Below are 26248 nucleotides of genomic sequence, written 5' to 3' on the forward strand. Positions count from 1 at the left end.
TCTTTCCCGCATCATTGCTTTGGGTATCGCGAAAGAAGCTCGGCGCTTGCGTCCAGACAAGTGCATTGTATCTCCAGGCACAGGATTTCATGGCCAGCAAGTTCTACCGTAAAACTGCCCGTCTTCTGAACTTCCCGTTCCTGCTCCCGTTCCTCCAGAAGGTTGCAGATCCAGACTCCCCGGATCGGCAGTTTACAGTCGAGAGTCTCGACCTGCGGCTCCTCACCAAGATTGAACAGTCGAAGGATCATTGTTCCCCGTTCCTCGTGGACACGGAGGGCGGAAAAGGCGACTCCCGGGTTTTGCTTGGCAATCAGGCTGCGGGAAGGAGCACTTCCCTCGAGCACACCCTGACGCACTCTCGGCGTTCTTCGCCATCGAAGTGACTTGCCGAAAACATCCGCATCGCGCCAGTCTCCCCGGAAGGGGACAAGAGACAGGGAGAAACACTGCTCTCCCTGCATTTGAGCATCCGGCGTGGGGATTGTCGGGCCGGCATTTGCGTTTCCTCTTTCAGGGAAATCATCCCGGGACAGCCAGCCCACGGCACGAAGAAGCGTAAAGGAAAAGCCGTCCTCCCGGGCTTCCACCTCCTTCAGCCCTTTGGAAAATACGGCCAGTCCTCCCTGATCGTCCTGCATCAGGCTGAAACCCTGCTGGGGCCAGGTTCTCAGTTCTTTCTGTGCCCAGTCGTCCTTCCACTCTCTATGGACAGGACGCAGAGCGACCCGGAAAGCATCTTCGCTCCAGAGCTCCTGACTCTCAAAAGGCAGGGGGAAGTCCATGCGGAGTCGATGATCCTTTGCACGATTGTCGATGCGGACTTCCAGGTCCAGACGATCACTTCCTGCGTCGAGTGAAATCCGAAGGCGCACCGGACACTCCACCATCTTCCCACTTCTGCTGTTTCTGTCTTTCGTCAAGGAAACTGGAAGTAAAAAAGAACCTCGCAATTCCAGAACCCCGCGAAGCGGCGTAGAGGGCGGATGATGGATTTCCCAGTTACTGAAATCCGTTTCGAAAGCTCCTTCAGGCAGAGCGGCAAAGTCGTACTCATCGCCCCGATCTCCTTCGTCCAGGAAGCGACAGAGCTGTGAATACCTGCGACCGGTCTTTCGATGCAGAAGCTCGAGCCCTTCATCGCAGATCCTCATCGAAAGCTGCCCGTTTTCCAGGGAACGCTCACCACGCAAAACCGGGTCGCCGGGGAGCAAGGGCAGGTCCTCATCGCTTTCCCGAAGCAGGTAGTTCCGGTGCCCGAGAGCCGGGAGATCTTTTGCTTCGAAAACCAGATGCAGATAACGGTCTGCGCTCTCTGCTTCCGGATTCAGAAGACGCTCCCCGAAGTGTTGCCGATAGCCTTCAAAGCACTGCAACTGCTCCTTGCAATCGGGAAGGTTGCGGTAGTCCACTCCCCAGAACCGTTCCACTTCCTGAAGGAAGACCCTGTCCTGGGGAAGCAAGTTTCCCTCTTCATCGAAAAGGCGCAGTTTATTGAAGTCCAGAGTCCCGGGCTGAAGCAGGATCATTCTCTCCACGACTTCGCTTCGCTTCTCAGGAAGCGGATTGAAGACCGAAATCAGGGTGTCCTGATCCCCTTCCGGCTCCGGAGCAAACTCCGGGCAGAGCTTTCGATGCGCCCTCTGAATCAAGCCCTGCGCACTTTCTCGGGCGGCAGCAAATCGGGAGAGCATTTCCCGGTGAACAGCATCGGTGCTGCAACCACAAATGCTGTCATGGGGATGGTTCTCCAGCAACTTCTTCCATGCGTAAGCCAATTCCTCGCCCGGCCAGTTTTGCTCCTGGCAGAAATATGCATAGCTCGCAAGAGGCTCGACCTGCCCGCAAAGGAGTTCCTGGATCTCGTCGTTCTCCTGCTTCAGGTTCACACGACTTGACCAGACTCCCGACAGGACAAAGTGCAGTCTTGCCCCGAGCAACTCCCCTTCATGGACTTTCAGGGGAAGTTCTTCCATGCTAACCGCGGAGACATAATCGGAGAGCGGGCCGTGGGAGAACTCCGTTTCCGGGAAAGCCTCTTCCAGTGCCCGGAGGATCTCTTCGAAGCCCTTCTGTGCCGGAAAATGATCACAACCATTGCTGATGAGAAAGTTCTCGCTTGCTGAACGCCGCCGGGTCTTCTCAAAGAGTTCCCGAATCTTGTCCACTGCTCTCTGGATGCTCACATTCCTGGGCGTGTGGGCATGCCAGATTTCCTCATGGCCCAGGCCCCCGGCATTGCAATAGCCTTCGCACTGATTGAGGGCGAGGACCTCACTCCCGTCCGGCGCTTTCCAGAGAAACTCCTGCCCCGTGCGGTCAATCTCATCGCCATTGCCGCGGGTGTAGAGAAAACTCCCGATACCGCACTTTTGAAGGATCTGGGGCATCTGCGCCAAGTGTCCAAAACTGTCGGGCATGTAGCCCTGTTTCTGTACTCCCCCCATCCGTCTTGCCAGGGAATGGCCAAAGAAAATGTTGCGAAGGGTCGCTTCCCCGCTGACAAGAAACTCATCGGGCAGGATGTACCAGGGACCCAGAGAGAGATGGCCCGATTCGACCAGTCTTCTGATGCGGGCTTCTTCCTCCGGAAATATCTCAAGAAAATCCTCGAGGATGAGAAGCTGGCCATCGAGAAGGAAGTGACGGAAAGCGCCCCCTTCTTCCAGACGCTCCAGTATCTCCTGGAAGATCTCGTGGAAGCGGAATCGGAACTCGTGGAAACTCTGATACCACTCCCGGTCCCAGTGCGTGTGGGAAACGATATAGGCAGTTCGGGGGGCAGTCATGCTTCCTCCCGGGCCATGTCGATGAGATCCCGGACGCGGGTACTGGCTCGCCCGATCATTGTGTCGGCAGCTCCGTAGTAGATTCGCAACAGTGCTTCGGGGTCTGCAAAGCCCTCTTCATCGCAGTCCACGGTAAGACCACTGGGAAACACGACATTGGGAACCTGTCCCGTCAGTTCCCAGGTTTCTCTCGGCTCCAGAATGTTCACAGCACTTCGTGCAATCAGGCGAGAGGGATCCTCGAGATCCAGAAGAGCGACTCCCGCCTGATAGAGGTCGCCGGAGGCGAAGTGGCTTGCGATTCCATGGTAGACAAGAAGCCAGCCCTCGCGGGTCTTGAGGGGAGGAGGTCCCGCACCGATTCTTTCGTCCCAGAAGCGAGGTCTTCCACGCATGATCACCGGCCCGGGCTCCCAGTGCAGGAGATCATCGGAATAGGCCAGCCGGATTTCATCACCGCTTCCACCCAGATTGGGACGCTCGAGACGGGCGATTCGTCCTCCGATACGCTCGGGAAAAAGAACCCCGTTGCGAAGGTCGTCTCCGCGGGACTGTGGCAGGAAGTCCAGGGCCCGGAAGTCCTTCGTTGTGGCGATTGCCAGCCGGCAGGCACGATCCGTATCAAGGGCAAGGCAGACCAGGATCCTGTCCTCAAATACAGTGATCCGCGGGTCGTACACATGAAAGATCTCTTCTCCGGGGATCTCGAGTTCCCCGACACGGACAGGTTCCCCTGCCACGGCAAAGGAAGCATCCCCCTGCTCAGTCGCATGAAAGAGCAGGCTTCGGCGACCACGATCCTGCACACGAAGCAAGAGGTGGTCTTTACCCTTGATACGAAGAGCCCCGGGATTGAAAACCGCAGAACAGTCGTTCCAGGGAGGCGGCAGGTTCTCACGACTCAAAAGAGGCTGCCGGAAATCACGATGAAGAGGCATCGACCCTCCCGTCGTCACTCTCGTCCCGCTCCGGTTTTCCGAGACGGGAGAACATCTCCCGAAGATCCCTCACTCCTCCAATGGTGAACCAGACCATGACGAAAACCGCGACCACGATCTGGATCATCACATAGGTTTTCCAGAAACTGCCCCAGGAAGAGTCATCTGCCGGGTTCTTCAGGTTGATGGCAGATCCCACAAGGAAGATCAGGGTCCAGATCGCTGTCCATGCGTAGCTCGCGATGTAGATCACCTTGTCCCCGCGGGTGAACTCGCGTCCCATGCCCAGGACTTTCCACCCACGGGTCGGAGTTTTCTCCACCACTTCCATTTCCCCGGCAATGGCGTGTTCGTTTCGATGAAGCAAGCGGTCGAGATCCACCTCCCTGCGCCCTAGCAGGGAAACGGCGACATAGAGAAGCGTTGAGGCAAACATGGCCAGTGCCCAATACTGCTGGCCATTGATTTCGTAAAGCCAGTGAAGAACTGACCAGAAGTGGCGAGCCAGTGCCGGAAGATGTCCGCGACTGAGTTCGAAGAGCCCTGCATCCAGGCGGTGAATCAGGATGCCGCCCACAGCAATCATGGCTCCGCTGCTGAGAGCCGTCCAGGCTCCGGCCGCCGTCCCGCGCTTCCAGTAAAGACCTCCAATGATCACTGCACCGGAGCCTCCTGCGAAAATCGCTCCCGTGATGGCAAAGAAGAGAAAGATGTACTCGCTCTGCTGGAAGAGGAGGCTGAAGAAAAAGATAAAGAGAGCCACTCCGAAAATGGAAAGCCGCAGTGCCAGCAGATGTTGCTTCGGTGTCAGTTCTTTCTTCCGGAAGGGAAGAATGACATCCTGCACAAAGATGCTCCCCCAGGAATGAAGGTAGGTGTCATGCGTGCTGATAAAAGCCGCCAGCATGACCGCTCCGAATGCGCCAAGCAGACCCGGCGGAAGAAGTTGAACCAGAACCAGAGGTGCGCGCAACTGGTTGCGAAGCGTCTCACTGTCGACCTGCTGCAACTGGCCCTGCACCACCGAAGAGAGTGCCGACCAGTCCGGGTGTCGCATCACGGTGTAGATCATGATGGGAACCATGAGGAGAAAAATCCCCTGGGGAAAACCTCTCCAGTTTGTCAGAACACTGCCCATTTTCGCTTCGTGGGCCGTCTTGGCCGAAGCGTTGTACCCTTGGGTCCCCTGCCAACTCATGGCTCCATAGAAAACCCCGAAAATCCCGATCAGGAAGAATACAAGATTGAAGTCCTCCACATGGCTGGTCTTGTAGGGATTGATCAGGGAAGCATTGTCCGGTGCGGAAGCCAGAGCCTCCATGATCTGTCCCCACTCGACGACACTCATCAGATAGAAGAGAATGACGAGGAACACGAGGTTCACAAAGACGCCCTGGATGAAGTCCGTGATGATCACGGCCACCTGCCCTCCGGAGAATACAAAGTAGAGAGCCAGGGAAAGCAGGAAGAGCATGAGCAGGGGAAATACCGGAAGGGAAATGCCGCCAAGGATCCAGTACTCGGGGAATCCACAGAAATGGATAAAGAACCGCGCCCCCACCGCAGGGAAAATCCCGAAGTTGATGATCCCGCTAAGCCAGGCAATCAGGCCGGCGAAGATTCGAAAGTTCCGGCTGTATCTTTTCTCGAAGAACTCCGCGAGAGTCAGGGCACGGGTCTGGCGAAATCGATACACAACCCAGCCCGAAACGGTCATCAGGAGGATGACCACTCCCATGGTAAGCCCCCACCAGGACATGGAAAAGCCTGCGATGAAGTTCATCTCGAAGAGACCCACGATGGTGATCGCCCCGAGGCCCGCAATGCCCTGAGACAGGCTGAGGACATAGCGACCGGCGTTCCGTCCTGCTGCGAGGAAGTCAGCGACTCCCCGCATGTAGTTACGGCTGAGGAGAATCCCTGAAACCATCAGGGCAAGCACGACAGCGACAATGCCCCAGTCGAGAAGGGTGAAGTTCAAGGAGATTCCCTCCAGAGACGGCTTTCTTCATCCACACGCCAGTCTCCGATCATGGCGAGAAAGCCACCGGGAGCAGGAAGCAACTCCAGTTCCTGATCCTCAATCCCCAGAGCCAGGGGATCGGATGCATAGCGACCGCTGATCTCGTGGAACTCCTTCTGCAGGTAATAGACATTCATCAGGCGCTTGCGGATCTCAAATGCAGGATCCTGCAGGAAGGGATCCTCCCCTTCACCGGCCTTCCACCGGGAGAACTGCACAATCCCCCAGCGTTCCGGATAGTGCATGTTCACCAGACCCTGCGCACTCCAGACCCAATTGTGTTCGGGAAGATCCAGCTTCACATATTGACCGTCCTCGACCCAAAGATCCCACTCCACCCGGGAGAAGTTCATTCTCCATTGATCGCCGGCATCCGGCGGAGACGGGCGGCCTGCCGCTTCGGACAGCACAGACCAGGGGATGGCAATCTCCACGCTCCATCCCTTGTCCCGGTCTGTCGGATCGTTCAGGGTTCCGAAAAGTGCGACTGCTGTCTGCAGCCCCGCAATGTCCCAGGCATGCAAGGCGGGACCCCCGTCCCGATAGGGTTTCACCAGAAAGAGGTCCCACTCGGTTCCCAGGGCGTTGATCTCGAGTTCGTAGTAGGCGTGGTGATCTCCATCGGGATCGATAAAGACCTCAAAGTCATTGTCCTGATAGATCACGGCATCGCGTTCTTCCAGCGTAGCCCAGAGATCCGGTTCTTCCATGACTGCGTTGATGTAGAGAAATCTCTCATCCCAGAGCATTCGAATCTGTGTGCGAAGCATCGGGGCGGACTTGAGGTCCCCCTCAATATCCACAAACTCCCGGGTCCACTTGGCAGACTGCCAGGAACCCTCCTCCGGAACTCCATCAATGATCAGGGAATCTGAGGTTTGATAGCAGAGATAGGTCTCCGGCGGAGTCTCGATCATCGGGCGGTCAAACGCCATCGCAAGACTGGCAAGACAGAGTAGAACCAGAAATAACCTCACACCGTCTCCTTCCTTGAAGCCCATGCACGCAGGGAAAAAACCAGGGCCAGCAAAAGGGCTCCCAGTGCCTGATGTCCCGTGCTCACCAGAACTTCCAATCCAGTGCTGTTCTCTCTCAGGGGAGTAAAGATCACAATAGCAGCAATCACTCCCAGACAGAGTTGAAGAACGAGAAGAGCCGCAAGGCCCTTCCCCATCGGCCGAAACAGTCCCCGTTTCTCTGCATGCTCCCAGAATCGGGCAGCCACCGTCAAGCCCACAAGAAACACCAACAAGGCTCCGGCGATATGAATCCACAGTCCCCAGGCCAGATGTCTGACAAGAACCCCGAGAGACAACTGGAGGAGGAGGGCCGCGATCAGAAGGTTGAGAGCTCTTCTCTCCGATCTGTCCGACTTCTCCTCTCTTACCCTCCAGCTTCGACTCATCAGGACCGCTGCCATCACCAGAAGCGCAAAAACCAGTTGGCCGAACACCCCATGCACCATGGCAAGAAGGATGCTCGGAGAAAGATCCGCCGCTTCCTGGCTCAGGGTCAGGTTTCCCGTCACCCGCAAGCCCCCCAGCAAACCCTGAAAAGAAACCGCCAGCAGGACAAACCAGGCCATTCTCTTCAGGCGAGAAGAAACCCGGCTGGCCGATAGATGCAGGGCGAGTACAAGGCAACCCAGGCCTACAAGGGAACCCAGCAGTCGGTGGGAGTGCTCGTAAAAGATGCCGCCACTCATCTTCGACAAGGGATAAAAAAACATGTTCGTGCCGAAGGAATTGGGCCAGTCCGGAACGGCCAAGCCTGCTTCCTTGCTGGTCACCAGGCCTCCGGCCACCAGCAGAAAAAAGGTCGAAAGAGAAACCACAGCAGTGAAACCGGAGTTCCAGTCCGGGGCTTCCCAGTCCCCGGAATCACGCGAGAGAAAGCCGCCCAACCCACCGAGGAGAACTCCCAGGAGGAGATTTCCACACAGAAACAGGGTTGCCCAGGAACCGGCCTCCTTCAGAAGACTCCCGAGAATAAGAAGGTTGAGCAGAGAGGCCAGAAGCCCCACCATTGCGCCCTTCTGCACTCCTCCCCCGCTCCAGCGGGCCGCAAGGAAGCCCCCCAGGGGAAGGCAGGCCAGCATGAGCAAGAGAATCAACCAGCTTGGCCACAGAAATCCGGGAAGATGACCCAGATAGGCCCAGATCCACATATCCACCGTGACCAGAAAACCGAAAGTTAGAAGTGCCGCACGGCGCTCGGGGTCAAAGAACATCGCCACCTGCCTTTGTGGTCAGCATAGCGAAGGAAATCCCCCTGACAAGAAAAACCCCCTTTCGGGAAGGGATTCCTGCATGTCAGGCGATGGGAAGTTCTGCATAATCAGGTCTCTAATTCACATGAGTGTGTTTCGCAGTGAAGGTGCTTGCACCATACGATATGCCTGCTATTCTGACCCCATGATCAAGAGGATAAAGGTTCTGCTGGAGTTGAGTGTTGTACGGCTGACGGCCCTTGTGGCTCTTACTGCTGTGCTGGGATATCGCCTCGCGGATGTTCCGGACAAGAACCTCGCGAGCATTCTCGCCGTGAGCCTTGGAACTGCCCTTCTCTCTGCGGGTGGCAACGCTCTCAACCAGTGCATGGAAGCGGACACTGATGCGCTTATGAAGCGCACCTGCAATCGTCCCCTGCCTGCGGGAAGGATCGCTCTAGGTTCTGCCGCCCGCTGGGCTCTCTTTCTTGCTCTGGGAGGCTTTGCCCTTCTCCTGCTCTTCACGAATCCACTGACCGCAGGTCTCGGACTTTTGGCCCTTGCAATCTACCTCTTCGCCTACACCCCCCTGAAAAAGCGAAGTAGCCTCAACACCGTGGTAGGCGCAGTTTCCGGCGCTCTCCCCCCCATGATGGGCTGGACCGCTGCCAGCGCATCTCTGGATCTTGGTGCGTGGATCCTGGGACTGCTTCTCTTCCTCTGGCAGATCCCCCACTTCCTTGCCCTCGCCTGGCTCTTTCGTGAGGACTACGCAAAAGCAGGGTTCCGGATGCTGCCGGGCCTGGATCCCAGCGGACGAATCACCTCCCGGGTGGCGTTTCTTTACATTGTCCTGCTACTGCCCCTGATCAGTGGATTCTATCTGTCGGGACTCGCCGGGCTCGTTGCGACTCTGGGCGGTCTGAGTCTCTGCCTCTTCTTCCTGCTACGAGCCTGGCAACTGATGCAGAATCCAAACGCCCGGAATGCGCGAAGGCTCTTCCTGGCCAGTGTGATCTTCCTGCCCCTTCTGATTGTCCTTCTTCTGGCCGATCCGGGCACGGGAAAGCCGGCAGAGAGGATCTCCCCGCCGGCGATTGTCGCAAGCCACTGACTCTCCCGGAATCAGGCGCTGATGATATCCCCCGCATACTGCATGGTATCGAGCAATGCCAGCCCCACAAAGACCACCAGAAACACAACGCTGGTCAAAAAGACGATGGCATTGATCGGGCGATCGTAGCGAAGGTGCATGAAGTAGAGCAGAACCAGACTGGCCTTGAATGCGGCAATGAGCAGAGCCAGGACGATGTTGAAACTCCCCAGATCCACCCAGGTTACCGCCACAGTTACAAAGGTCAGGAAAGCCAGGGCAAGAAAAACCCCGACCAGAACTCTGGCATCGACAATGTGGCCACTCGCGTGATTGCTCATCAGAACTCCTAACGAATCAGGTAGAGCAGAGGGAAGAGGAAGATCCAGATGAGATCGACCAGATGCCAGTACAGTCCCACCAGATCCACGGGAGTGTAGTACTCTGCGCCGAAATCGCCCTTGCGGCTTCTCAATGCGATCCAGAGGATCAGACCCATTCCTACCAGAACATGGATACCGTGCAGTCCGGTCATCAGAAAGTAGATCCCGAAGAAGATGTGGACATTCTTTGGAACCACATCGTGCGTATCCGCAGAATGGTCTCCCAGAACCAGTCCGGGTGGCGCCGGGGACGCTTCCGGGAGAAGGCTTCCCGACTCTTCCCCTGAAGGAGAAATCGGAATCCCATCGGCAGTGTCTTCCGCCTCCTGTTCTGCGGGAGCCGCGCCTTCCTCCACATGCTCGACCGGCTGATACTTCTTGCCCCAGAGCAGGCCGTGCTTCCACTTGTGTTCGTACTCGACAAACTTCACACCCAGAAAGCCGCCTGCCAAGACCAGAGTAAGGATCAGGGAAATCAGCAGTGCGCGCTGGCGACCCAGGGCAGCCATGCGGACAGCCCAGGCCATGGTGAAACTGCTGGAGATCAGGATGATTGTATTCAGGGCGCCGAGGGTGCGATCCAGAAACTGGTGAGCATAGACGAAGATCTCTGGATGATTGGCACGGTAGACCGCATAAACGACAAAGAGTCCTCCAAAGAGAAGAATCTCCGTGGCCAGAAAGAGCCACATCCCCAGTTTTCCGGATTCGAACTGCTGGGATTCATTGTCGAAGTGATGCGCCAGGAAGCTCTTTCTCATGGTCCGCCTTTGCTTCGATCCCAGTTTGCGGTCTCCGCATTCCAGCGCAACTTCTTGTAGTTGTAGGGATCTCCTTCATCTTCAGGAGTACTCTCGAAATTGTGATGGATGGGAGGAGAGGTCGTGGCCCAATCCAGAGTCGAGGCGCCCCAGGGGTTTGCGGGGGCCTTCTTACCTCGAAGCAGACTTTGCACCAGGTAGATCGCAATCAGGACAAAGCCCAGGGCCATCAGGTAGGAACCAATCGTGGATAGCTGGTGCGCTCCCTGGTACTCGGCAGGGTAGTGGAAATAGCGCCGGGGCATGCCCTTCGAGCCCATGAAGAACTGGGTGAAAAAGGTGACATTGAAGCCAAGAAATATCATCAGAAGAGCGATGCGGGCCGCCAGTTCGTTGTACATCTTCCCGAACATTTTCGGCCACCAGAAGTGCAGTCCCGCCAGAAAGGCGATCAGGGTGCCTCCCATCATCGTGTAATGGAAGTGGGCAACCACGAAATAGGTGTCATGCAGGTGAACGTCCGTAGCCACCGTTCCCAGGAAGAGTCCCGTCAGGCCGCCAATGGCGAAGAGGAGAATAAAGCTCAGGGCATAGAGCATCGGCGAGTCCAGACGAATCGAGCCCTTGTAGAGAGTGGCCAGCCAGTTGAACACCTTGATTGCCGAGGGAATTGAGACGCTGAAGGTAAGCAGGCTGAAGATCATGTTCGCCAGAGCGCTTTGCCCGCTGACAAACATGTGGTGTCCCCAGACCATGAAGCCGAAGAAGGCGATGGCCACGGAACTGTAGGCGATGGCCTTGTAACCGAAGATGGGCTTTCGGGAGAAGGTGGTCATCAACTCGGAGATGATTCCCATCGCCGGAAGGATCATGATGTAGACGGCCGGGTGACTGTAGAACCAGAAGAAGTGCTGGAAGAGAACCGGGTCGCCTCCCATGGCGGGATCGAAAATACCCACATGCATGACGCGCTCGGCAATCAGGAGCAGGAGAGTGATTCCCAGCACAGGAGTCGCAAGAATCTGGATCAGGGCCGTCGCATAAAGGCTCCAGAGGAAGAGAGGCATCTTGAACCAGCTCATCCAGCGGGGGCGCATCTTATGGATCGTCACGATGAAATTCAGTCCGGTCAGAATGGAACTGAAGCCAAGGACAAAAGCACCCGTGACCATGGAGATCACACTGCTGTTGCTCGTTGTGCTGTAGGGAGTGTAAAAGGTCCAACCCGTATCTACTGCTTTCGTAAACAGGGAGTAGGCAGCAAAAAGTGCTCCGATCACGTAGAGCCAGAAGCTCAGTAGGTTCAGCCTCGGAAAGGCCACGTCCTTTGCACCCAGCTGCAAGGGGAGTACAAAGTTCCCGAGTGCAGCGGGAATACTGGGGATGATGAAGAGGAATATCATCACGGCGCCATGGAGGGTGAAGACGCGGTTATAGGTATCGGCGCTCATCATCACCTGCTCGGGTGAAACCAGCTCTGTTCGCAGGAGCATGGCGAAGATGCCACCGAGCAGGAAGAAGGTGAGGATGGCAATCAGGTACATGACGCCAATTCGCTTGTGATCCAGCGTAAAGAGCCAGCTCTTCAGTCCCTTTTCACAATTCAGGTAGTTCGACACGATCCCGTCCTATTCTTCGGAAAGAGATTTGATGTACTCGACCAGATAGTTCAGTTCCGCATCGCTGAAGCGTCCCTGATAGGTCGGCATGACCGGCTGGAAGCCTCTCGTAACCCTGACAGCAGGATCCTTGATGGACTCCAGAATGTAGTTCTCATCCACTCGAACACTGCCGCCGCCTTCCAGAGCTTCCATGCTCCCGAATAGCCTCTGGAAAGTGGGCCCTACAGAAGCGGTTCCATTGATCGAATGACAGGCCGCACAGCCCCCGCGGTTGAAGACCAGGGCACCGGCTTCTGCGGGTGGAAGATCGGCAAGATTGTTCGCCGCATTCTCCAGCCACTCTGCAAACTCCCCGGACTCATGAACCACAATAGTCGTGGTCATGTCCGAATGGCTGGTTCCACAGTACTCTGCACAGTAGACCGGATACTCGCCAGTTTCCGTTGCAGTGAACCAGAGCTTGGTATAGCGGCCGGGGACGACATCCCGTTTCAATCGAAAGGCGGGCACGAAAAAACTGTGGATCACATCCTCGGATCGCATGATCAGGCTGACCGGGCGATCTCCCGGCACGTGAAGGACATCATCCGTATAGCCGTTCGGGTAGGTAAAGAGCCAACGCCATTTCTGGGCAGTCACCTGAACTTCGTAGCTCTTCCCCGGGAGAACATCCATGTTCAGGAAAGTTTTGAAACCCACCACAAACATGACCAGGACAAGTACCAGAGGGATGGCACTCCACAGAAGCTCCAGACGAATATTGTGGCTGGGAGAATCTTCCGGTTCCACTCCTTCCCGATACCGGTAACGGACGAGGAAGATCGCCATCAGTCCCACGATCATGACGAAGAAGAAAACGGAGACCCACAGGATGAAGTTGAAAATGCTGTCGACCTGGCCGGCCACCGATGAAGCACTCTCGGGCATGCCAAAAGCAAATATGCGAATCAGTGCCATCAACACGGCGTCCTCCTCAGAGACTCTCGTCAGCCCGGCGTTTTCTCTTAAGGAGAAAAGCACCAAGCAGGAGCAGGGTGAGACTTCCCCCCGCTCTCATAATGTTCATCGCCTGCAGCGAGTAAGCCCCCTGCTCTGGATCATAGGCGAAGCAGTAAAGCAGAAAATGGTCTCTCGCCTTTCCGATTCGACCCTCTCCAGCTTCCAGTAATGAAAGCCGAAGATCGCGTTCCGGATAATCAACGCCATAGAGACACCGGCTGAGCTTCCCGTCGGGACTGAGAGCGAAGATACCTGCTGCATGAAGGTATTCGCCGGTCTCCTCATCGAAGCGATAGCGAAAGCCCAGCGAATCGGCAAGAGCACGGGTTACCTCCGAAGAAGCGGTGAGCAGTTTCCAGGCATCTTCGCTGCCTTCGCGGCCATAGCTTGCCAGGAGATGAGAACGCTTTTGAGCGGAATCCTCCACCGAGTCGCGGGGGTCGATACTCACGGTGAGGATGGAAAACTCCTCCCCGGCACTCCACTCAAGGTCCCGGAGTCCTGCGATCATGGAGTCGAGAACCAGATTGCAAAGCATCGGGCAGTTGTAATAGACAAGGCTGAGAAGTACCGGATGCTCTCCGTCAAAGAACTCCCCCAGCTCTCGCATCTCGCCACGGGAATCCCGAAAAACCAGGTCCAGCGGCAGTTGCGCACCGGCCCTGTCATCGATTCCGATCCCTTCCAGTTCGGCAGGCTCGGATTCCTGCCTCTCTCCGAGAACCGGCAGAATGGCAAGTGCAAGAAGAAGCAGGCCCAGGCGATATGAGAATCGAAAGCTCACTTCGACGCATTCTCCTCAATGATCAAATCCATGGCTCTTTGAGCGGGAATCGCATAGCGCTTCGATCTCTCGTCGATCACCCGATACTCCTGCAGGCGGGAAAGCTGGCTGCTCTCGAGCTGTGCGGCCTCAGCGGAAAGCCCGGAAAGTTGTTTTCGATAGACTTCCTTGTCCTGCATCCGGAAAAAGATCCCCTGCAGGGCTACGACAATCAGCAGGGTAAGGAAGAGACTCAGGAGTCCCACAAACCAGACTGCTCCCGCATTTGGATCATCCTTGTGCCTCATGTTCAACTCCTATGCGTTCTCAAATGAGATAGAATCCTGAAGCCTCGGATCCTTCAGGGGAATCAGCGCACTCTTTCCAAGGGTCCGGAACAGCCCGGCCACATACAAGCCCGCAAAACCGGTGAAGGTCAGCGCGTCCAGAATGCTCAGGGGCAGTACTCCCGACTCCCCAAAGACCGGCATGACCAGGTAGAACATATCCACCCAGTGCATCAGCAGAAGCCAGATCGCCCAGGGAAGAAGGGTGCGCCCTCTCCTTTTGAGGCGCTTGGATACCAGGCCCAAAAAGGGGATCACGAAGTGACCGAAAAGAAGGAGCCAACTCCAAGCTTCCCATTGCCCGGTCTGCCGTGCAAGGAACCAGGTGGTCTCTTCCGGCACATTTGCATACCAGATCAGCATGTACTGACTGAATGCGATGTAGGCCCAGAAGACCACAAAGGCAAAACTGAACTTCCCGATGTCGTGATAGTGCTCGATACTGATCGTCCGCACCAGGAATCCTCTCTCCTGAAGCCAGACGGCAAGAATTGAGAGCGCGGCCAGAAAAGAGAGAAAGCTCCCTGCGAAGTAATACACGCCGAACATGGTGCTGAACCAGTGAGCATCAAGGCTCATAAGAAGATCCACGCTTACGAAGGTCGCAGTGAGGGCAAAGATCACCAGTGAGGGGGCTGCCAGCCGTTTCATGCGAATACTCAGAGCCGGATCACCACTGGCGTCCTGCTGAATCGAGGTCTTCCGGTAGTAGAGAGAAACAGCAATCCAGGCCAGGAAGTAGAAGGCCATGCGTGCACAGAAGAAGGGGAGATTCAGGTAGGGTTCTTTCCACTGCAACAGGGAGTCATGGGCAACGGCCTCCGCGTCAGACCAGTGATAGAGAAGATCCATTCCTCCGAGAATGGGCAGGAAGAGAATCAGAAGGACAGGGAAGTTTCCGGCAATTCCCTCTGCCAGTCTTCTTACAACGACACTCCAGCTGGCGCTTGTTACATGCTGGATCAAAACGAAGAAGAGTGCGCCCAGGGAGAGACTCAGAAAGAAGACAAAACTCAAAAGCCAGGAGGCGAAAAAACGGGTGGCATCCTCGGCCAGAACAAGACCGAAAATGGCGGCAGCGGCCAGGAAGAGAAGCCCGGTGATCCCGGACACACGACTCACCTTTGAGGAAAGTTCCCCGATCTGGAGCTTCTCATTGCTCATGTCTACGCTGTGCTGTTTCATTGGCTACCTCAGCGTGGCCCGCTCTTCGGCGGGAAGATCCTGGAGTCTGGCATTCTGGCTTCTCTGAAGAACCCGGATCCATGCAACGATGGCCCAGCGGTCCTTCACGGAAATCTGCTTTCCATAGGCCGGCATGTTCCGGATTCCGCGATCAATCGTGTGATACAGTTCGCCTTCGCTTCGCTTGACAACTATCTCAGTGTGCAGATCCGTGGGAGGAACCCACTTCGGTTCCTGAAGCTCCAGGGCACGCCGGGCCACCATGCCATCGCCGTAGCCGGAATAGCCATGGCAGGGAGCACAAAAGATACCGTAGCGTTCCTGCCCCCTCTCCAGAAGATCCTGTTCCACGGGGAGAGGGAAGCCTTTGACCCAGTCCCCCGATTCCTTGCCGAGCCTGAAGGCCTCACTCCCCTCAAGATCTCCACGAGCCACCGTTCCCTCGATGCGGGGACGCATGGAACGCCCGTCTTCAAAGAGCGGGTTTTCCGACTGGGAGCCGAATGAAGGCATCTGGTCCATGTCCCAGATCACCGAGATGCGCGGGGAGCCGCTGCTTCTTCCCCTGTCCCTTGCGATCATGCTCAGGGGCACAAGCGTGGCGAGGAAGAGAATGATCAGTGTTCGTACAATCCAGCGCGACATCTAGTCCTCCAACCTTTCAACCGGGAGGGAAGACAGGGTCTTTGCAAACTCCAGAGTGCGTTTCTCATCAAAGGAAGGGTCCCTTGATTCCAGACTGATGAAGAAACGATCATCCGTGGCGCGTCGAAAACGCTCGCTTCCGAAAACGGGATGATGCAGGCGGGGCAATCCATTCAGGGCCAGCATCCCGAAGAAGGCGCCAAAGGCCGCCATCAGAACCGTCGTCTCAAAGCCCACCGGAATGTTCGCAGGGATGCTCCACAGAGGCTTTCCGCTGATATTCAGTGGGTAATCCACAGCGTTCATCCACCACTGCATGAGCATGCCCAGGAAAGCGCCCGACGCTCCGCTCAGAAGCACGATCCAGGGAAGCCTTGTTTCATCAAGTCCCATGGCATCGTCCAGACCGTGCACGGGGAAAGGAGTGTGACAGTCCCACTTCCTGAAACCCGCAACGCGAACCTTCTCGGCAGCTTTCATGAGGTCGCCGGCTGTTTCAAACTCCACAAGGTATCCGAAGAGTTTCTCCTGGCTCATGAGTCCAGCCTCTCTTCCTCGGCCTTGCGCTCCTCAATCTGGTGAGGAATCGAGCCGTGAAAGTCGGCTTGCGCCCGGCGTGTTCCATTAGTCCCCTCCGCTTCAGGCATCACGGTCTTCAATTCCGCCATGGAAACAATGGGGGCAAAGCGCAGGAAAAGCAGGAAGAGTGTTGCAAAGAGACCAAGGCTGCCGGCCAACATGGTGATGTCCACCCAGGTCGGTTTGAACATTGCCCAGGAGGAAGGCAGAAAGTCACGGGTCAGCGAGGTCACAATGATCACAAAACGCTCGAACCACATGCCGATGTTCACGCAGACTGCAACGATCCACATGATCAGGATATTGTGACGGAGTTTCTTCACCCAGAAGATCTGGGGGATCAGGACATTACAGCTGACCATGATCCAGTATGCCCAGGCCATGGGCCCAAAGGCACGGTTCACAAAGGTAAACATCTCCAGGGGATTGCCCCCGTACCAGGCGATGAAGAACTCCATCGCGTAGGCGTAGCCCACCATTGACCCCGTCGCGAGAAGGATCTTGGCCATCATATCCAGATGATGCGGGGTGATGATATTTTCCAGCTTCAGCCATTTCCGGGCAGGAATAACGATGGTCATCACCATGGCAAAACCGCCGAAAACCGCACCGGCAACAAAGTAGGGCGGGAAAATGGTGGTGTGCCATCCGGGGAGCTGACTGGTGGCAAAGTCAAAACTGACTACCGAGTGGACGGAAAGAACCAGGGGAGTCGCAAGTCCTGCCAGAAGCAGATAGGCCTTTTCATAGCGGTGCCACTGGCGATTCCCGCCACGCCATCCAGCAGCGAGAACCCCGTAGACGCGACGGGAAATGGTCGTCTTTGCTCGATCCCGAAGAGTGGCGAAGTCGGGAATCAACCCCATGCTCCAGAACAGGATGGAGACAATCATGTACGTGCCGATAGCAAACACGTCCCAGACCAGGGGGCTGCGGAAGTTGGGCCAGACCGCCTGAGAATAGGGCAGGGGAAAGATAAAGTGAATGACCCAGATCCGTCCGACATGGATCCCCGGCCAGATACCGGCACAGATCACGGCAAAGATGGTCATCGTTTCCGCAAAACGATTGATCCCCGTGCGCCACTTCTGGCGGAAGAGAAAGAGGATCGCACTGATCAGGGTTCCCGCATGCCCGATTCCGATCCAGAAGACCAGATTGACAATGGGGAATCCCCAGTAGACCGTATTGTTGTTTCCCCAGATTCCGGTTCCCACAAAAATCAGGTAGCCAATCAGTCCCATCAGAACCCCGGCCAGCGGAGCCGATAGAGTAATCAGGGTGTACCAGAGTTTCGGCATGGGATTCTCCACGATGGAGCAAACCGTCTCCGTGACATCCGCCGTCGAGAGCCCCCCGGTAACCAGAGTCACCGGACGAGTCGGATCCTCAATGCGGTTCTCGATATTAGCCATGATGGTGACCGTCCTGATCGCCCTGCTCATGAACAAGAGCAGGGTTCGGATTCTTCAGCCGCGCAAGATAGGCCGTGCGACTCTTGAGGTTCAGTTCTCCGAAAAGTGCATAGCTGCGGGGATTCTCATGAAGGCGGAAGACCCGGCTCTCACGGTCATTGAGGTCCCCGAAAACAATGGCTTCCGCAGGGCAGGTCTGCGCGCAGGCGGGAGTGACATCGCCGTCTCGCAGCTCACGCCCCTCCACCTTGCTCTTCGCCCTCGCCGACTCAATCCGCTGCACACAGTAACTGCATTTCTCCATGACACCGCGCCCGCGCACAGAAACATCGGGATTGTAGGCCATCTTTTCGGTCTCCGATGCCCGGGAGGAATAGCCGAACCAGTTGAAGCGGCGAACCTTGAAGGGGCAGTTGTTTCCGCAGTAGCGAGTGCCGATACAGCGATTGTAAGCCATGTCATTGAGACCCTCATCGCTGTGCGCGGTGGCACCCACGGGGCAGACCGCCTCGCAGGGAGCCAGTTCGCAATGCGTGCAGGCCACGGGCTGCACCCCCATTTCCGGGTTCTCAAGATCGCCTCGGAAGTAGCGGTCCATCCGGATCCAGCTCATTTCACGACCACGCCGGACTTCCGCCTTGCCCACAACCGGAATGTTGTTCTCCGCCTGACAGGCCACGGTGCAGGCGCTGCACCCGGTGCAGGAGTTAAGGTCGATGGCCATGCCCCATCGGTGGCCGGGATACTCGTGCTCTTTCCAGAGAGAATCCAGAGGAGGATGATGATCCATATGCCGGGCAAAGTCGGGATGCTCCTGATACTCCTTCAGGTCTCCCTGTCGGATCAGTGAGGGAAGGCGACGAGCGCGTTCCTCGAAGCCCAGCTTGTCGATCATCCAGTGATCCTGAGTCAGGGCAAGTTTATATTTTCCGCCCGCCTTCGAAAGCAGGAGAGCCGGGGAATACCAGGAGGACTTGCTACTTCGAAGCGCATAACTGTCGAAGCCCACGCCATCACCCACGCGGCCGGCATTTCTGCGTCCGTAGCCGAGAGGAAGAATCACACTGTCTTCTGCAACCCCTGGCACAAGCATAGCCGCAACTTTCAGGCTTCTGCCGTCGAGTTCCAGTGCCAGAAGATCTTCATCCTTGATGCCAAGCTGGGCGGCAGTGGACGGAGACAGAAGCGCGGCATTGTCCCAGGTCAGTTTGCTCACAGGGTCGGGAGTCTCCTGCAACCAGGCAAGATTCGAAAAACGACCGTCCAGAACGGAAGCATCTGCGGAGAACACGAGCTCAAGCCCGGAATCATGCGATGGCTTTTCCTGTGCGGAGAGAACCTTCTTCTCCCGAATCTTCCCCTGGACAGGGGAGCTTTCGCTACCCGCCAGCAAGCCGTCATGCAGGGCCTTCTGCCAGCGGGACTCCGGCATTTCCCTGCCGAAAGAATCCCGGCAAAGTTGCCAGTCATCCAGTTCTTCCCCGAAGAGAATCGACAGGATCTCATCCTGGGTCTTCCCTCCGTAGAGAGGCTCGATCAGCGGCTGCACGGGACTCGCCGTGCCATCCCAAGTTCTGGAACTGCCCCAGCTTTCCAGATAATGCGCCTCCGGCAGATGCCAGTCACAGAGTTGTGCCGTTTCATCCTGATACAAGCCGAGGTGAATAGTGCTGGCTTTGGAAAGATCGGGCAGCAGATCCCGGGGGGCATCGTATGCAGGGTTAGAAGAGAGGATGAGAAGGGTACTCACGCGCCCCTTCTTCAGATTCCGCTGAAGGCGCCGCAGTGAGTCTGAATCGGAGGGCGGGAGAAACTCCTCAGTATAATGGAGCGTCTTTCCGACATTTCCCAGTTTCTCGTTCAGAAGAGCCAGAAGTGCATGAACCCGGGCAGGCTGACGGGGTCCGGCACAGAGAAGACTCTTGCCCCGATGTTCGAGAAGGTCATCGGCCAGCGCCTGAAGGAACTCGTCATTCTTACCATGGGCAAAGCCCGGAACTCCGAGTAGGGAAGCCAGTCGATGGAGGAAAGAGTCCACCTCCCCCACTTTCAGGGGCTTCCGGTGATCGGCCATTCCCCCGGTCATGGTAAACGCAGGCTCCAGCACATAGAGCCGATTCATCGACCCCTCTTCCGCTCTCCGGAACCTGCTGAAGGACCGGGTCAGATGCAGAGCATCGGGATGCTGGCCGAAGAGATCTTCATCCAGGCAGACAATTCTCTCCGCATGAGAAAGATCAAACTGTGCACGAAGCCTCTTGCCGTAGGCAATCTCCAGGCCGGCCGTCTGTGTCTCCCGTGACAGAGGCTCATGGTCCAGCCAGAGAGCTTCCGGAAGCTCCTTCTGAAGTCGGGATCGAAAAGCTTCGCGGGAGAGAGAAGAGGAGGAATTGGAAAGAATCGCAAGTCCCTTGCCCCGAGCCTCCCGGATCCCGGCAAAGTGGGGCCGGGCAAAGGCGAGAAAGCTGTCCCAGTCGGAATCCTCGCCCTCGTAGCGAAGGTGCTGGCTCCGGTCAGGATCATAGATCTGAAGCACGGAGGCTTGTGCGAAACTGTCCGCGGCTCCAAGGCTGGCGGGATGCTCAGGGTTGCCCTCAATCTTGATCGGGCGACCCTCGAAACTGGAAGCCAGAAGACCACGACCCACGCCGCAGAGATCCATGCTGCTCGCAAAGGCCTGAGTGTTCCCCGGCTCCTGCCCTGCGGGGCGACTACTATAAGGAAGAATCTTTTCCTTCGGCCAGCGGCAGCCAGTCATTCCCGCCAGGGCCGCAGAGGCTCCCATGATTTGCATGAAGCGGCGGCGGGAAAAAGAATCGGGAAGCAGGCTTGCGTCTTCGGCAAACTCCTGCCGGCTCTCTTCCAGCAGTTCCGGTGAAGAGGTACGATCCCGCAAACTCCGCCACCAAAGCTCTTCGCTCTTCTTCATCGATGACATGCGCTGCAACTCTCCGAAGGATGAATGTTCTTCTCCGCCCGGATTATGCTTCCCGTCTTCTCCGGATCTTTTGGACTCCAGGCAAGATCGGTGACCCGTTCTTCGGGGCGAAGGTGTGGTCCAGGATTACGGTGACAGTCCAGACACCAACTCATGCCCAGAGTCTCCACCTGCTCCACCCTCTCCATCTCGTCCACGCGCCCGTGGCAACTCACGCAGGAAACTCCGGCCTGCACATGGGAGGAGTGGCGGAAAAAAACGAAGTCTGGCAGATCATGAACGCGCGTCCACTCCACGGGACGCCCGGACTCAAAACTCTCCCGAAGGGGTGCAAGTTTCGGACTCTCCACATGCAGAAGCTGGTGGCAGTTCATGCAGATATCCGTGGAGGGAATGCCTGCAGTCGTTGTCGTTTCCACGCCCGTGTGACAATAACGGCAGTCAATTCCCAACTCGCCTGCATGCATCGCATGGCTGTAGGGAATCACCTGTTCGGGCGCATAGCCGATGTTCGTGGACTTGGGAGAAAAGAAGGAGGCAATCAGGACGATCCCATAGACAAGCCCTCCCAGCAGAAGCAGAGGGATCAGGTGCCGAAACGCATTCGTCCAGCGGGGAAATGGGAAGCCGGATTGGGGATTACTCATAGGGGAGCGAAGATAACAGGGCTTTGCGAATTGTCAAGAAAACGCTCTCATTCAAGAATAAAGGATCCGGAAGCAAGGTATTGCTATTACTCAGGTTCCGGGGTTCCGGTTCATCCTCAGTGACAGGCTTCGGCAGAAGGAGGAGGAAGTTCGAGAATGCTCCGCAGCTCTTCCAGTTTACTTCGCTTCCCTGATGACGGGTCCCCGAGACAAGCGGCTTCTGCATCCATCAGGGCAAGTCGGGCTCCCTCAAGGCTCCCCAGACCGGCTTCCACGCCGGCCATCAGGAGACTTGCCTGAAAGATCTCTTCTTCGGAATGCTCCTCGCGGGCTGAGGCCAAAAGGCGATCCAGGATTTTCCTGGCACGAAGGAGATCCTCCTGACTTCCGGATTCCATCAGGAAGCGAGAAAAGTCGTAGCGCGCTTTCCTGCCGGAGACAGGATTCCGGCTCTTTTCAAAGGCACGCAGAGAGTCCCGATACCCGGTAAGAGCTACGCTGCGATCCCCGAGTGAGGCGGTCGCACGAGCACGGGTCCAGAGAAGGAAGGGGATCTCGTAGAGTTCTCCATTGAGTTCCGCTAGTTTGAGTCCCCGCTCTGCCAGCAAGAGCGACTCCCCCTCTCGCCCCAGATCCTGAAGCAGACTGCTCAGTCTTTGAAGAACTTCCACCACCAAATCTCCGCGGGGAGCCAGGATCTCGGCATCGGCAAGAGCTGAACGAAAGTTGCTTTCTGCAGCCCTGAGATCTCCCCGGAACCAGGCCAGTTCTCCCAGAAACTCATCGGCGAGAACGGCACTTCTCTTTTGCCCGTTTCTCTCAGCCCGGGCCTTGCCTTCGAGCAGGAAGGCTTCCGCCCTTTGATGATGTCCCAGCCGCGCCTGAACGCGGCCAAGAGACAGGGTGCTGGACACCAGAAGCGATTCTTCGCCACACCGACGGGCCAGCCGCCTTGCCCTCTGGAAACGGCGGGAAGCCTCCCGGTCTCGATGCATCTTGAACAGGATGATCCCCATGTTGAGTTGCAGGTTCAACTGCCACTTGTAGAGGGAATGTTCGCGAGCAATCTCCAGCCCCTTATGACTCAGTTCCAGGGCCTCCTCGAATCGACAGGCGTTCTTGGCCAGCAGTCCGAGATTCGTGTAGCAACAGCAGATGCCCAGAGAGTGATTCACGCGACGGAAAGTCGCCAGAGCATCCAGGAAAAACTCGCGAGCCTCCCGGGGATAACCAAGTCGCATGTAGGTGATGGCAATCCGGTTCAGGACTTCCGCCACTTCCGAGTGATGCTTACTGTCACGAATCAGTTCATAGGCCTGGAAACAGGAACGAAGACCCTCCTCCGGATGCCCCGTGTTCATCTGAACCGAACCCAGGCGATCCAGAAGCAGGGCCCGCTCCACGCCGGTGCGAGAGTCTTCCAAAAGAGCCAGAGATCGAGTGAAGAACTCACCCGCCTCCTGATACAGCCCCTTCCTTCGAAGGCTTTCTCCCATTTTGAAAGACAGGCGCCATTGATCCCCGGAAGAAGGCTCCTCCTCCTGAATGGCCCGGCCGTAGTACTCCATGGCCAGCGCCCAATTTTCCGTGGAAAAGGAAAAGTCCCCGGTCGCTTCGAGATTGCTCCTGCTCTTCAGGCAGGAGAGTTGACGGGAACTCTCCCGGGAAGACAGATCTCCGGATCGGGGGAACTTCGGGTCGCTCAATTCAGCCTCCGGGGGCTAGGGAAGGAGAATCCAGATTCTCAAGAGAATGCGCAGCAGGGGGGGCTTTCCCACAGGGGGGCTTTCCGTCTGCCCCATGCGGCGGCCCCGTTTGACGGTCTCGCCGGGTGCATCATCATCACCGCTGTCGCGGTCTCCTCCCTCCTCGGGAGGAAGCGGTGGCGGACTCAAACTGCTGTCATGGATTCGCGGGAGTTCCTGTTTCAGGGGGGCTGAGAGAAGCGGGCTGCTCATCCACAGCAATCCCGAGACCAGGAGAATTGTGACAATCCATGCCCTTTTCATCGTCCAACTCCTTGCAAGAGATTCATCTGCCTCCTGAGAGGCAAGGGAAGATAGGAGCCGGAAAAAGGGCTTGTCAAATTCAGGAGCGGTTTTTCTGAATTAGCGGATGTCCTTGTGCAACTTGTATTTCTCAATCTTTCGATAGAGATGACTGCGCTGAATGCCCAGGCTCCTGGCTGCCTTGCTGACATTGCCGCCACAGTCGCGGATTCGTCCGGCGAGAAAGGCCGATTCACTCTGTTCCTTGAAATCCTGAAAGCTCTCGGCCTGCATGAAATCCGAAGGATCCTTATCTCCTGCGAGAAGAGGAATGTCCCCCGCATCAATCGGATCATCGGGAAGGAGAATCAGAAGCCGTTCCACCAGGTTCTGGAGTTCCCTAACATTCCCGGGCCAGGGATGCATCTTCAGCCTCTCCATGGCCTTCGCCGTGACTTCTCTCACGGCGCAACCCATTTCCGAACAGAAACGGGAAAGGAAGTGCTCGACCAGAAGGGGAATATCCTCTCTCCGCTCCCGCAAGGGAGGCAAGACCAGAGGGACCACATTCAATCGATAATAGAGATCCTCGCGGAAGAGTTTCTCCCGGGCTTCCTCCAGGAGATTTTTGTTTGTGGCAGCGATCACGCGAACATTCACTTCGAGGGTTTCGGTACCACCCACTCTTTCGAGGCGGCCTTCCTGGAGAACCCGAAGCACCTTGGCCTGGGCATCGAGACTCATATCGCCAATCTCATCGAGAAAGAGCGTTCCTCCGGTTGCCTGTTCGAACTTGCCGATGCGCCGCTGATGGGCACCTGTGAAGCTTCCCTTTTCATGTCCGAAGAGTTCACTCTCGATCAGCTCATTGGGAATGGCTGCACAGTTCACTTCCACAAAGTTCCCGGCACTCCTGCGGCTCGAGAGGTGAATCGCGCGGGCAACCAGTTCCTTGCCCGAACCGTTCTCCCCGGTAATCAACACGCGAGCTTCCGAGGGACCGACTCTTTCCACCAGGGTCAGGATCTCGCGAATCGCGGGAGACTCACCGATAATCTCAAAGCGCCCGTGCAGGCTCTCTTCCAGACGGCGGCGGAGTGTTCCCTGTTCCAGTGCGTTTCGCAGTGTCAGGAGAATACGGTCAACATCCAGTGGCTTTTCCAGAAAGTCGAAGGCTCCGAGTTTCGTGGCTTCTACAGCCGTGGAAACATCTCCATGGCCAGAAATCACAATGACCGGAATCTCCAGGCCCCGTTTTGCCTGTTCCTTGAGAACCTCCAGGCCATCGAGACCCTTCATCTTGATGTCAAGAAACACCAGGTCGAGATCTTCCCGGGCGAGAATCTCCAGAGCGGAAAGACCGTCTTCCGCCTCCATAGTCTCGTGACCTTCATAGTCCAGGATTCGAGCCAGGGACTCGCGAACCTGTGCCTCGTCATCCACAATCAGGATTCGGGCAGATGCCATGACAACCCACTTTCTCTGAGCAAATATACACGGGCACAATCGCGGATCAAGCTAGAAGGCGAGACTCTGTCTCCATTCCAGGGAAATCTCCGTGTTCTCGATCAGGTCTCCGCTCTCGAGAAAACTGTAGGAACGACTGCGGCGTGCGCTGGCCAAAAGAGAAGCGGACTTCCACTTCCGCTTCCAGGAGGCAGACCAACTGAGCCCCTCTTCCCTCTCGACAGGTTCTTCTCCGTAGTGACTCTGGTAGTCATCCAGACTGAGGGAAAGGGAGACAAGTCCAAGAACCGGGCTTTCATAAGTCGCGGAACCCTGCCAGTGCAGGGAGAAAAAACGATCCTCATCCTCATCAAGCATCCTGCTGTCATCGGCCATCAGGCTCGTGGACAGGGAAAACGGTCGGTCGGGGAGCCAGCGCAGGACAAGGTCGACTTCCTTTTCCTTCTCTCCTGATCTCCGAAGAATCCACGATTCCGTTTCCTGATGGTCTGGGTCGAAACTCGCCTGCCCGTAAAAAGCTTCCATGCGAACTGCGCCGCCGGGCGAGTGTGACAGAAAGAGCTCTGCAAGAAAACCGTCGCCATCCCGGTAGTAGCCCTCGTACTCATTCCAGTCTTCCCGGATCAGGGAGACATTCGCATTGGCCTCAAGCCCGGACTCCCGAAAGAGGTCATAGATGAGTCCCAGTTTCGCGACCCGGCCACCAGGCTCTTCATAGGAGGAGAGACCCTCGACATCCTGAACCTCCCGGTGGCGGAAACCACATTCCAGTTCCAGACTCCAGTCCCGGTCGGTGGGGCGACTGCCTCGAATCTGAATGCCTCTCTCCTGAAAGTCTGCGTAACTTCTCTGCAAGAACTCTCCCTTCAGAAGCTCTGCCTCATACTCCAGCAACCAGTCTTTTTCGAAAAACAGGGCACCCTCGATCATCATTCGATAATCGGCCCGGTCGCTGTAGAGGGAGTCGGGACTTTCAAAAGCAAGTTCTTCCCGGGAGACGGAAAGACGGGTTTCATGACGGTCCCCCAGAAAGCCGCCCTGAAGGCTCCACTCACTTCGAACCTGTTTTTGGCTGGCCTGCTCAAGGATCAGGAGGCTTTCGGGATCAAAGGTATAAAGAGGAAGAGACCATTCGCCGGGGCGGTACTCGGAAACACCACCCTCTGCCCTGCAATCCAGCCAGAGGCCGGCCCAGTCGATGGCCCCCCGGGCCTGTTTTCTGGAACCCGTCAGATCCTCGCTTCCGGAGAGGTCGAAATCCAGCCCCAGATCACCGGGAACAAGAGCATCGACCCTCAGGTCGAAGTTCAGGAGACGGCCCTCCATCTCCTGCAAGGAAGAACGATTGCTCTGCCATCCAGTGGACAAACGGGCATCCAGATCCCCTGCAAATGCAAAGCAGGGGACGATAAGAAAGACAAAAAGCGCGCGCGGCTTTTGCCCGTTCATTTCAGGAA

The 26248-nt window shown here is 56.6% G+C and carries 22 protein-coding genes; 1 reads left to right on the top strand and 21 read right to left on the bottom strand.

Annotated elements, in window-relative coordinates:
• Positions 1–11 precede the first annotated feature (11 nt).
• The 5 genes from QGH30_03065 to QGH30_03085 are packed head-to-tail and all read right to left on the bottom strand — an operon-like array spanning position 12 to position 7980.
• Positions 12–2789: a glycoside hydrolase family 38 C-terminal domain-containing protein gene (locus QGH30_03065; GenBank protein ID MDP7021314.1), complete on the bottom strand. Its 2778-nt coding sequence runs from the start codon at positions 2787–2789 to the stop codon at positions 12–14.
• Complete coding sequence (locus QGH30_03070; protein ID MDP7021315.1) at positions 2786–3727, bottom strand: glycoside hydrolase family 130 protein; 942 nt, start codon at positions 3725–3727, stop codon at positions 2786–2788. The genes QGH30_03065 and QGH30_03070 overlap by 4 nt, the downstream gene beginning before the upstream one ends.
• Positions 3711–5708, bottom strand: coding sequence for a sodium:solute symporter (locus QGH30_03075; GenBank protein MDP7021316.1), 1998 nt, complete (start codon positions 5706–5708; stop codon positions 3711–3713). The genes QGH30_03070 and QGH30_03075 overlap by 17 nt, the downstream gene beginning before the upstream one ends.
• Positions 5705–6727 (bottom strand): carbohydrate-binding family 9-like protein, encoded by a 1023-nt coding sequence (locus tag QGH30_03080; GenBank protein MDP7021317.1) that lies wholly within the window; start codon positions 6725–6727, stop codon positions 5705–5707. The genes QGH30_03075 and QGH30_03080 overlap by 4 nt, the downstream gene beginning before the upstream one ends.
• Complete coding sequence (locus tag QGH30_03085; GenBank protein MDP7021318.1) at positions 6724–7980, bottom strand: COX15/CtaA family protein; 1257 nt, start codon at positions 7978–7980, stop codon at positions 6724–6726. Before QGH30_03085 ends, QGH30_03080 begins: the two co-directional genes overlap by 4 nt.
• Before the next feature lie 184 nt (positions 7981–8164).
• Between QGH30_03085 and cyoE the strand changes: the two genes are divergently transcribed.
• Positions 8165–9073: a heme o synthase gene (gene cyoE / locus QGH30_03090; protein MDP7021319.1), complete on the top strand. Its 909-nt coding sequence runs from the start codon at positions 8165–8167 to the stop codon at positions 9071–9073.
• Between the two features lie 11 nt (positions 9074–9084).
• Here the strand turns inward: cyoE and QGH30_03095 are convergent, their stop codons facing one another.
• The 16 genes from QGH30_03095 to QGH30_03170 form a co-directional block, all read right to left on the bottom strand.
• Positions 9085–9393, bottom strand: a complete 309-nt coding sequence (locus QGH30_03095; protein ID MDP7021320.1) for a cytochrome C oxidase subunit IV family protein — start codon at positions 9391–9393, stop codon at positions 9085–9087.
• A gap of 8 nt (positions 9394–9401) precedes the next feature.
• On the bottom strand, positions 9402–10196 hold the full coding sequence (locus QGH30_03100; GenBank protein MDP7021321.1) for a cytochrome c oxidase subunit 3 family protein: 795 nt from the start codon (positions 10194–10196) through the stop codon (positions 9402–9404).
• Positions 10193–11815: a cytochrome c oxidase subunit I gene (ctaD, locus tag QGH30_03105; protein ID MDP7021322.1), complete on the bottom strand. Its 1623-nt coding sequence runs from the start codon at positions 11813–11815 to the stop codon at positions 10193–10195. Before ctaD ends, QGH30_03100 begins: the two co-directional genes overlap by 4 nt.
• 9 nt (positions 11816–11824) lie before the next feature.
• Positions 11825–12775, bottom strand: coding sequence for a cytochrome c oxidase subunit II (coxB, locus tag QGH30_03110; GenBank protein MDP7021323.1), 951 nt, complete (start codon positions 12773–12775; stop codon positions 11825–11827).
• A gap of 16 nt (positions 12776–12791) precedes the next feature.
• Positions 12792–13601 carry an SCO family protein gene (locus QGH30_03115; protein MDP7021324.1) on the bottom strand — a complete coding sequence of 270 codons (810 nt, stop codon included), beginning with the start codon at positions 13599–13601 and terminating at the stop codon, positions 12792–12794.
• On the bottom strand, positions 13598–13888 hold the full coding sequence (locus QGH30_03120; GenBank protein MDP7021325.1) for a hypothetical protein: 291 nt from the start codon (positions 13886–13888) through the stop codon (positions 13598–13600). The genes QGH30_03115 and QGH30_03120 overlap by 4 nt, the downstream gene beginning before the upstream one ends.
• Positions 13889–13897: 9 nt before the next feature.
• Complete coding sequence (locus tag QGH30_03125; protein MDP7021326.1) at positions 13898–15112, bottom strand: quinol:cytochrome C oxidoreductase; 1215 nt, start codon at positions 15110–15112, stop codon at positions 13898–13900.
• A gap of 3 nt (positions 15113–15115) precedes the next feature.
• Complete coding sequence (locus tag QGH30_03130) at positions 15116–15757, bottom strand: cytochrome c (GenBank protein ID MDP7021327.1); 642 nt, start codon at positions 15755–15757, stop codon at positions 15116–15118.
• A complete protein-coding gene (locus QGH30_03135) occupies positions 15758–16294 on the bottom strand; it encodes a DUF3341 domain-containing protein (GenBank protein ID MDP7021328.1) in 537 nt (178 codons plus the stop codon).
• Positions 16291–17751: a polysulfide reductase NrfD gene (gene nrfD, locus QGH30_03140; GenBank protein MDP7021329.1), complete on the bottom strand. Its 1461-nt coding sequence runs from the start codon at positions 17749–17751 to the stop codon at positions 16291–16293. Before nrfD ends, QGH30_03135 begins: the two co-directional genes overlap by 4 nt.
• The gene (locus QGH30_03145) at positions 17744–20689 is read right to left on the bottom strand and encodes a TAT-variant-translocated molybdopterin oxidoreductase (protein MDP7021330.1); all 2946 of its coding nucleotides are present in this window, start codon (positions 20687–20689) and stop codon (positions 17744–17746) included. The genes nrfD and QGH30_03145 overlap by 8 nt, the downstream gene beginning before the upstream one ends.
• Positions 20677–21336 (bottom strand): cytochrome c3 family protein, encoded by a 660-nt coding sequence (locus QGH30_03150; GenBank protein MDP7021331.1) that lies wholly within the window; start codon positions 21334–21336, stop codon positions 20677–20679. The genes QGH30_03145 and QGH30_03150 overlap by 13 nt, the downstream gene beginning before the upstream one ends.
• Before the next feature lie 116 nt (positions 21337–21452).
• The gene (locus QGH30_03155; GenBank protein MDP7021332.1) at positions 21453–23042 is read right to left on the bottom strand and encodes a tetratricopeptide repeat protein; all 1590 of its coding nucleotides are present in this window, start codon (positions 23040–23042) and stop codon (positions 21453–21455) included.
• A gap of 15 nt (positions 23043–23057) precedes the next feature.
• On the bottom strand, positions 23058–23345 hold the full coding sequence (locus QGH30_03160) for a hypothetical protein (GenBank protein ID MDP7021333.1): 288 nt from the start codon (positions 23343–23345) through the stop codon (positions 23058–23060).
• A 99-nt stretch (positions 23346–23444) separates the two neighbouring features.
• On the bottom strand, positions 23445–24791 hold the full coding sequence (locus QGH30_03165) for a sigma-54 dependent transcriptional regulator (protein ID MDP7021334.1): 1347 nt from the start codon (positions 24789–24791) through the stop codon (positions 23445–23447).
• A gap of 51 nt (positions 24792–24842) precedes the next feature.
• Positions 24843–26240, bottom strand: a complete 1398-nt coding sequence (locus tag QGH30_03170) for a hypothetical protein (GenBank protein MDP7021335.1) — start codon at positions 26238–26240, stop codon at positions 24843–24845.
• Positions 26241–26248: the final 8 nt, after the last annotated feature.

The organism is Candidatus Krumholzibacteriia bacterium (assembly GCA_030748535.1).
GTDB lineage: Bacteria > Krumholzibacteriota > Krumholzibacteriia > JACNKJ01 > JACNKJ01 > JASMLU01.

Coding starts and splice junctions, on each gene's coding strand:
- QGH30_03065 (MDP7021314.1), bottom strand. CDS start 2,789: ATGACTGCCCCCCGAACTGCCTATATCGTTTCCCACACGCACTGGGAC.
- QGH30_03070 (MDP7021315.1), bottom strand. CDS start 3,727: ATGCCTCTTCATCGTGATTTCCGGCAGCCTCTTTTGAGTCGTGAGAAC.
- QGH30_03085 (MDP7021318.1), bottom strand. CDS start 7,980: ATGTTCTTTGACCCCGAGCGCCGTGCGGCACTTCTAACTTTCGGTTTT.
- cyoE (MDP7021319.1), top strand. CDS start 8,165: ATGATCAAGAGGATAAAGGTTCTGCTGGAGTTGAGTGTTGTACGGCTG.
- QGH30_03095 (MDP7021320.1), bottom strand. CDS start 9,393: ATGAGCAATCACGCGAGTGGCCACATTGTCGATGCCAGAGTTCTGGTC.
- QGH30_03100 (MDP7021321.1), bottom strand. CDS start 10,196: ATGAGAAAGAGCTTCCTGGCGCATCACTTCGACAATGAATCCCAGCAG.
- coxB (MDP7021323.1), bottom strand. CDS start 12,775: ATGGCACTGATTCGCATATTTGCTTTTGGCATGCCCGAGAGTGCTTCA.
- QGH30_03120 (MDP7021325.1), bottom strand. CDS start 13,888: ATGAGGCACAAGGATGATCCAAATGCGGGAGCAGTCTGGTTTGTGGGA.
- QGH30_03125 (MDP7021326.1), bottom strand. CDS start 15,112: ATGAAACAGCACAGCGTAGACATGAGCAATGAGAAGCTCCAGATCGGG.
- QGH30_03130 (MDP7021327.1), bottom strand. CDS start 15,757: ATGTCGCGCTGGATTGTACGAACACTGATCATTCTCTTCCTCGCCACG.
- QGH30_03135 (MDP7021328.1), bottom strand. CDS start 16,294: ATGAGCCAGGAGAAACTCTTCGGATACCTTGTGGAGTTTGAAACAGCC.
- nrfD (MDP7021329.1), bottom strand. CDS start 17,751: ATGGCTAATATCGAGAACCGCATTGAGGATCCGACTCGTCCGGTGACT.
- QGH30_03145 (MDP7021330.1), bottom strand. CDS start 20,689: ATGTCATCGATGAAGAAGAGCGAAGAGCTTTGGTGGCGGAGTTTGCGG.
- QGH30_03150 (MDP7021331.1), bottom strand. CDS start 21,336: ATGAGTAATCCCCAATCCGGCTTCCCATTTCCCCGCTGGACGAATGCG.
- QGH30_03160 (MDP7021333.1), bottom strand. CDS start 23,345: ATGAAAAGGGCATGGATTGTCACAATTCTCCTGGTCTCGGGATTGCTG.
- QGH30_03165 (MDP7021334.1), bottom strand. CDS start 24,791: ATGGCATCTGCCCGAATCCTGATTGTGGATGACGAGGCACAGGTTCGC.
- QGH30_03170 (MDP7021335.1), bottom strand. CDS start 26,240: ATGAACGGGCAAAAGCCGCGCGCGCTTTTTGTCTTTCTTATCGTCCCC.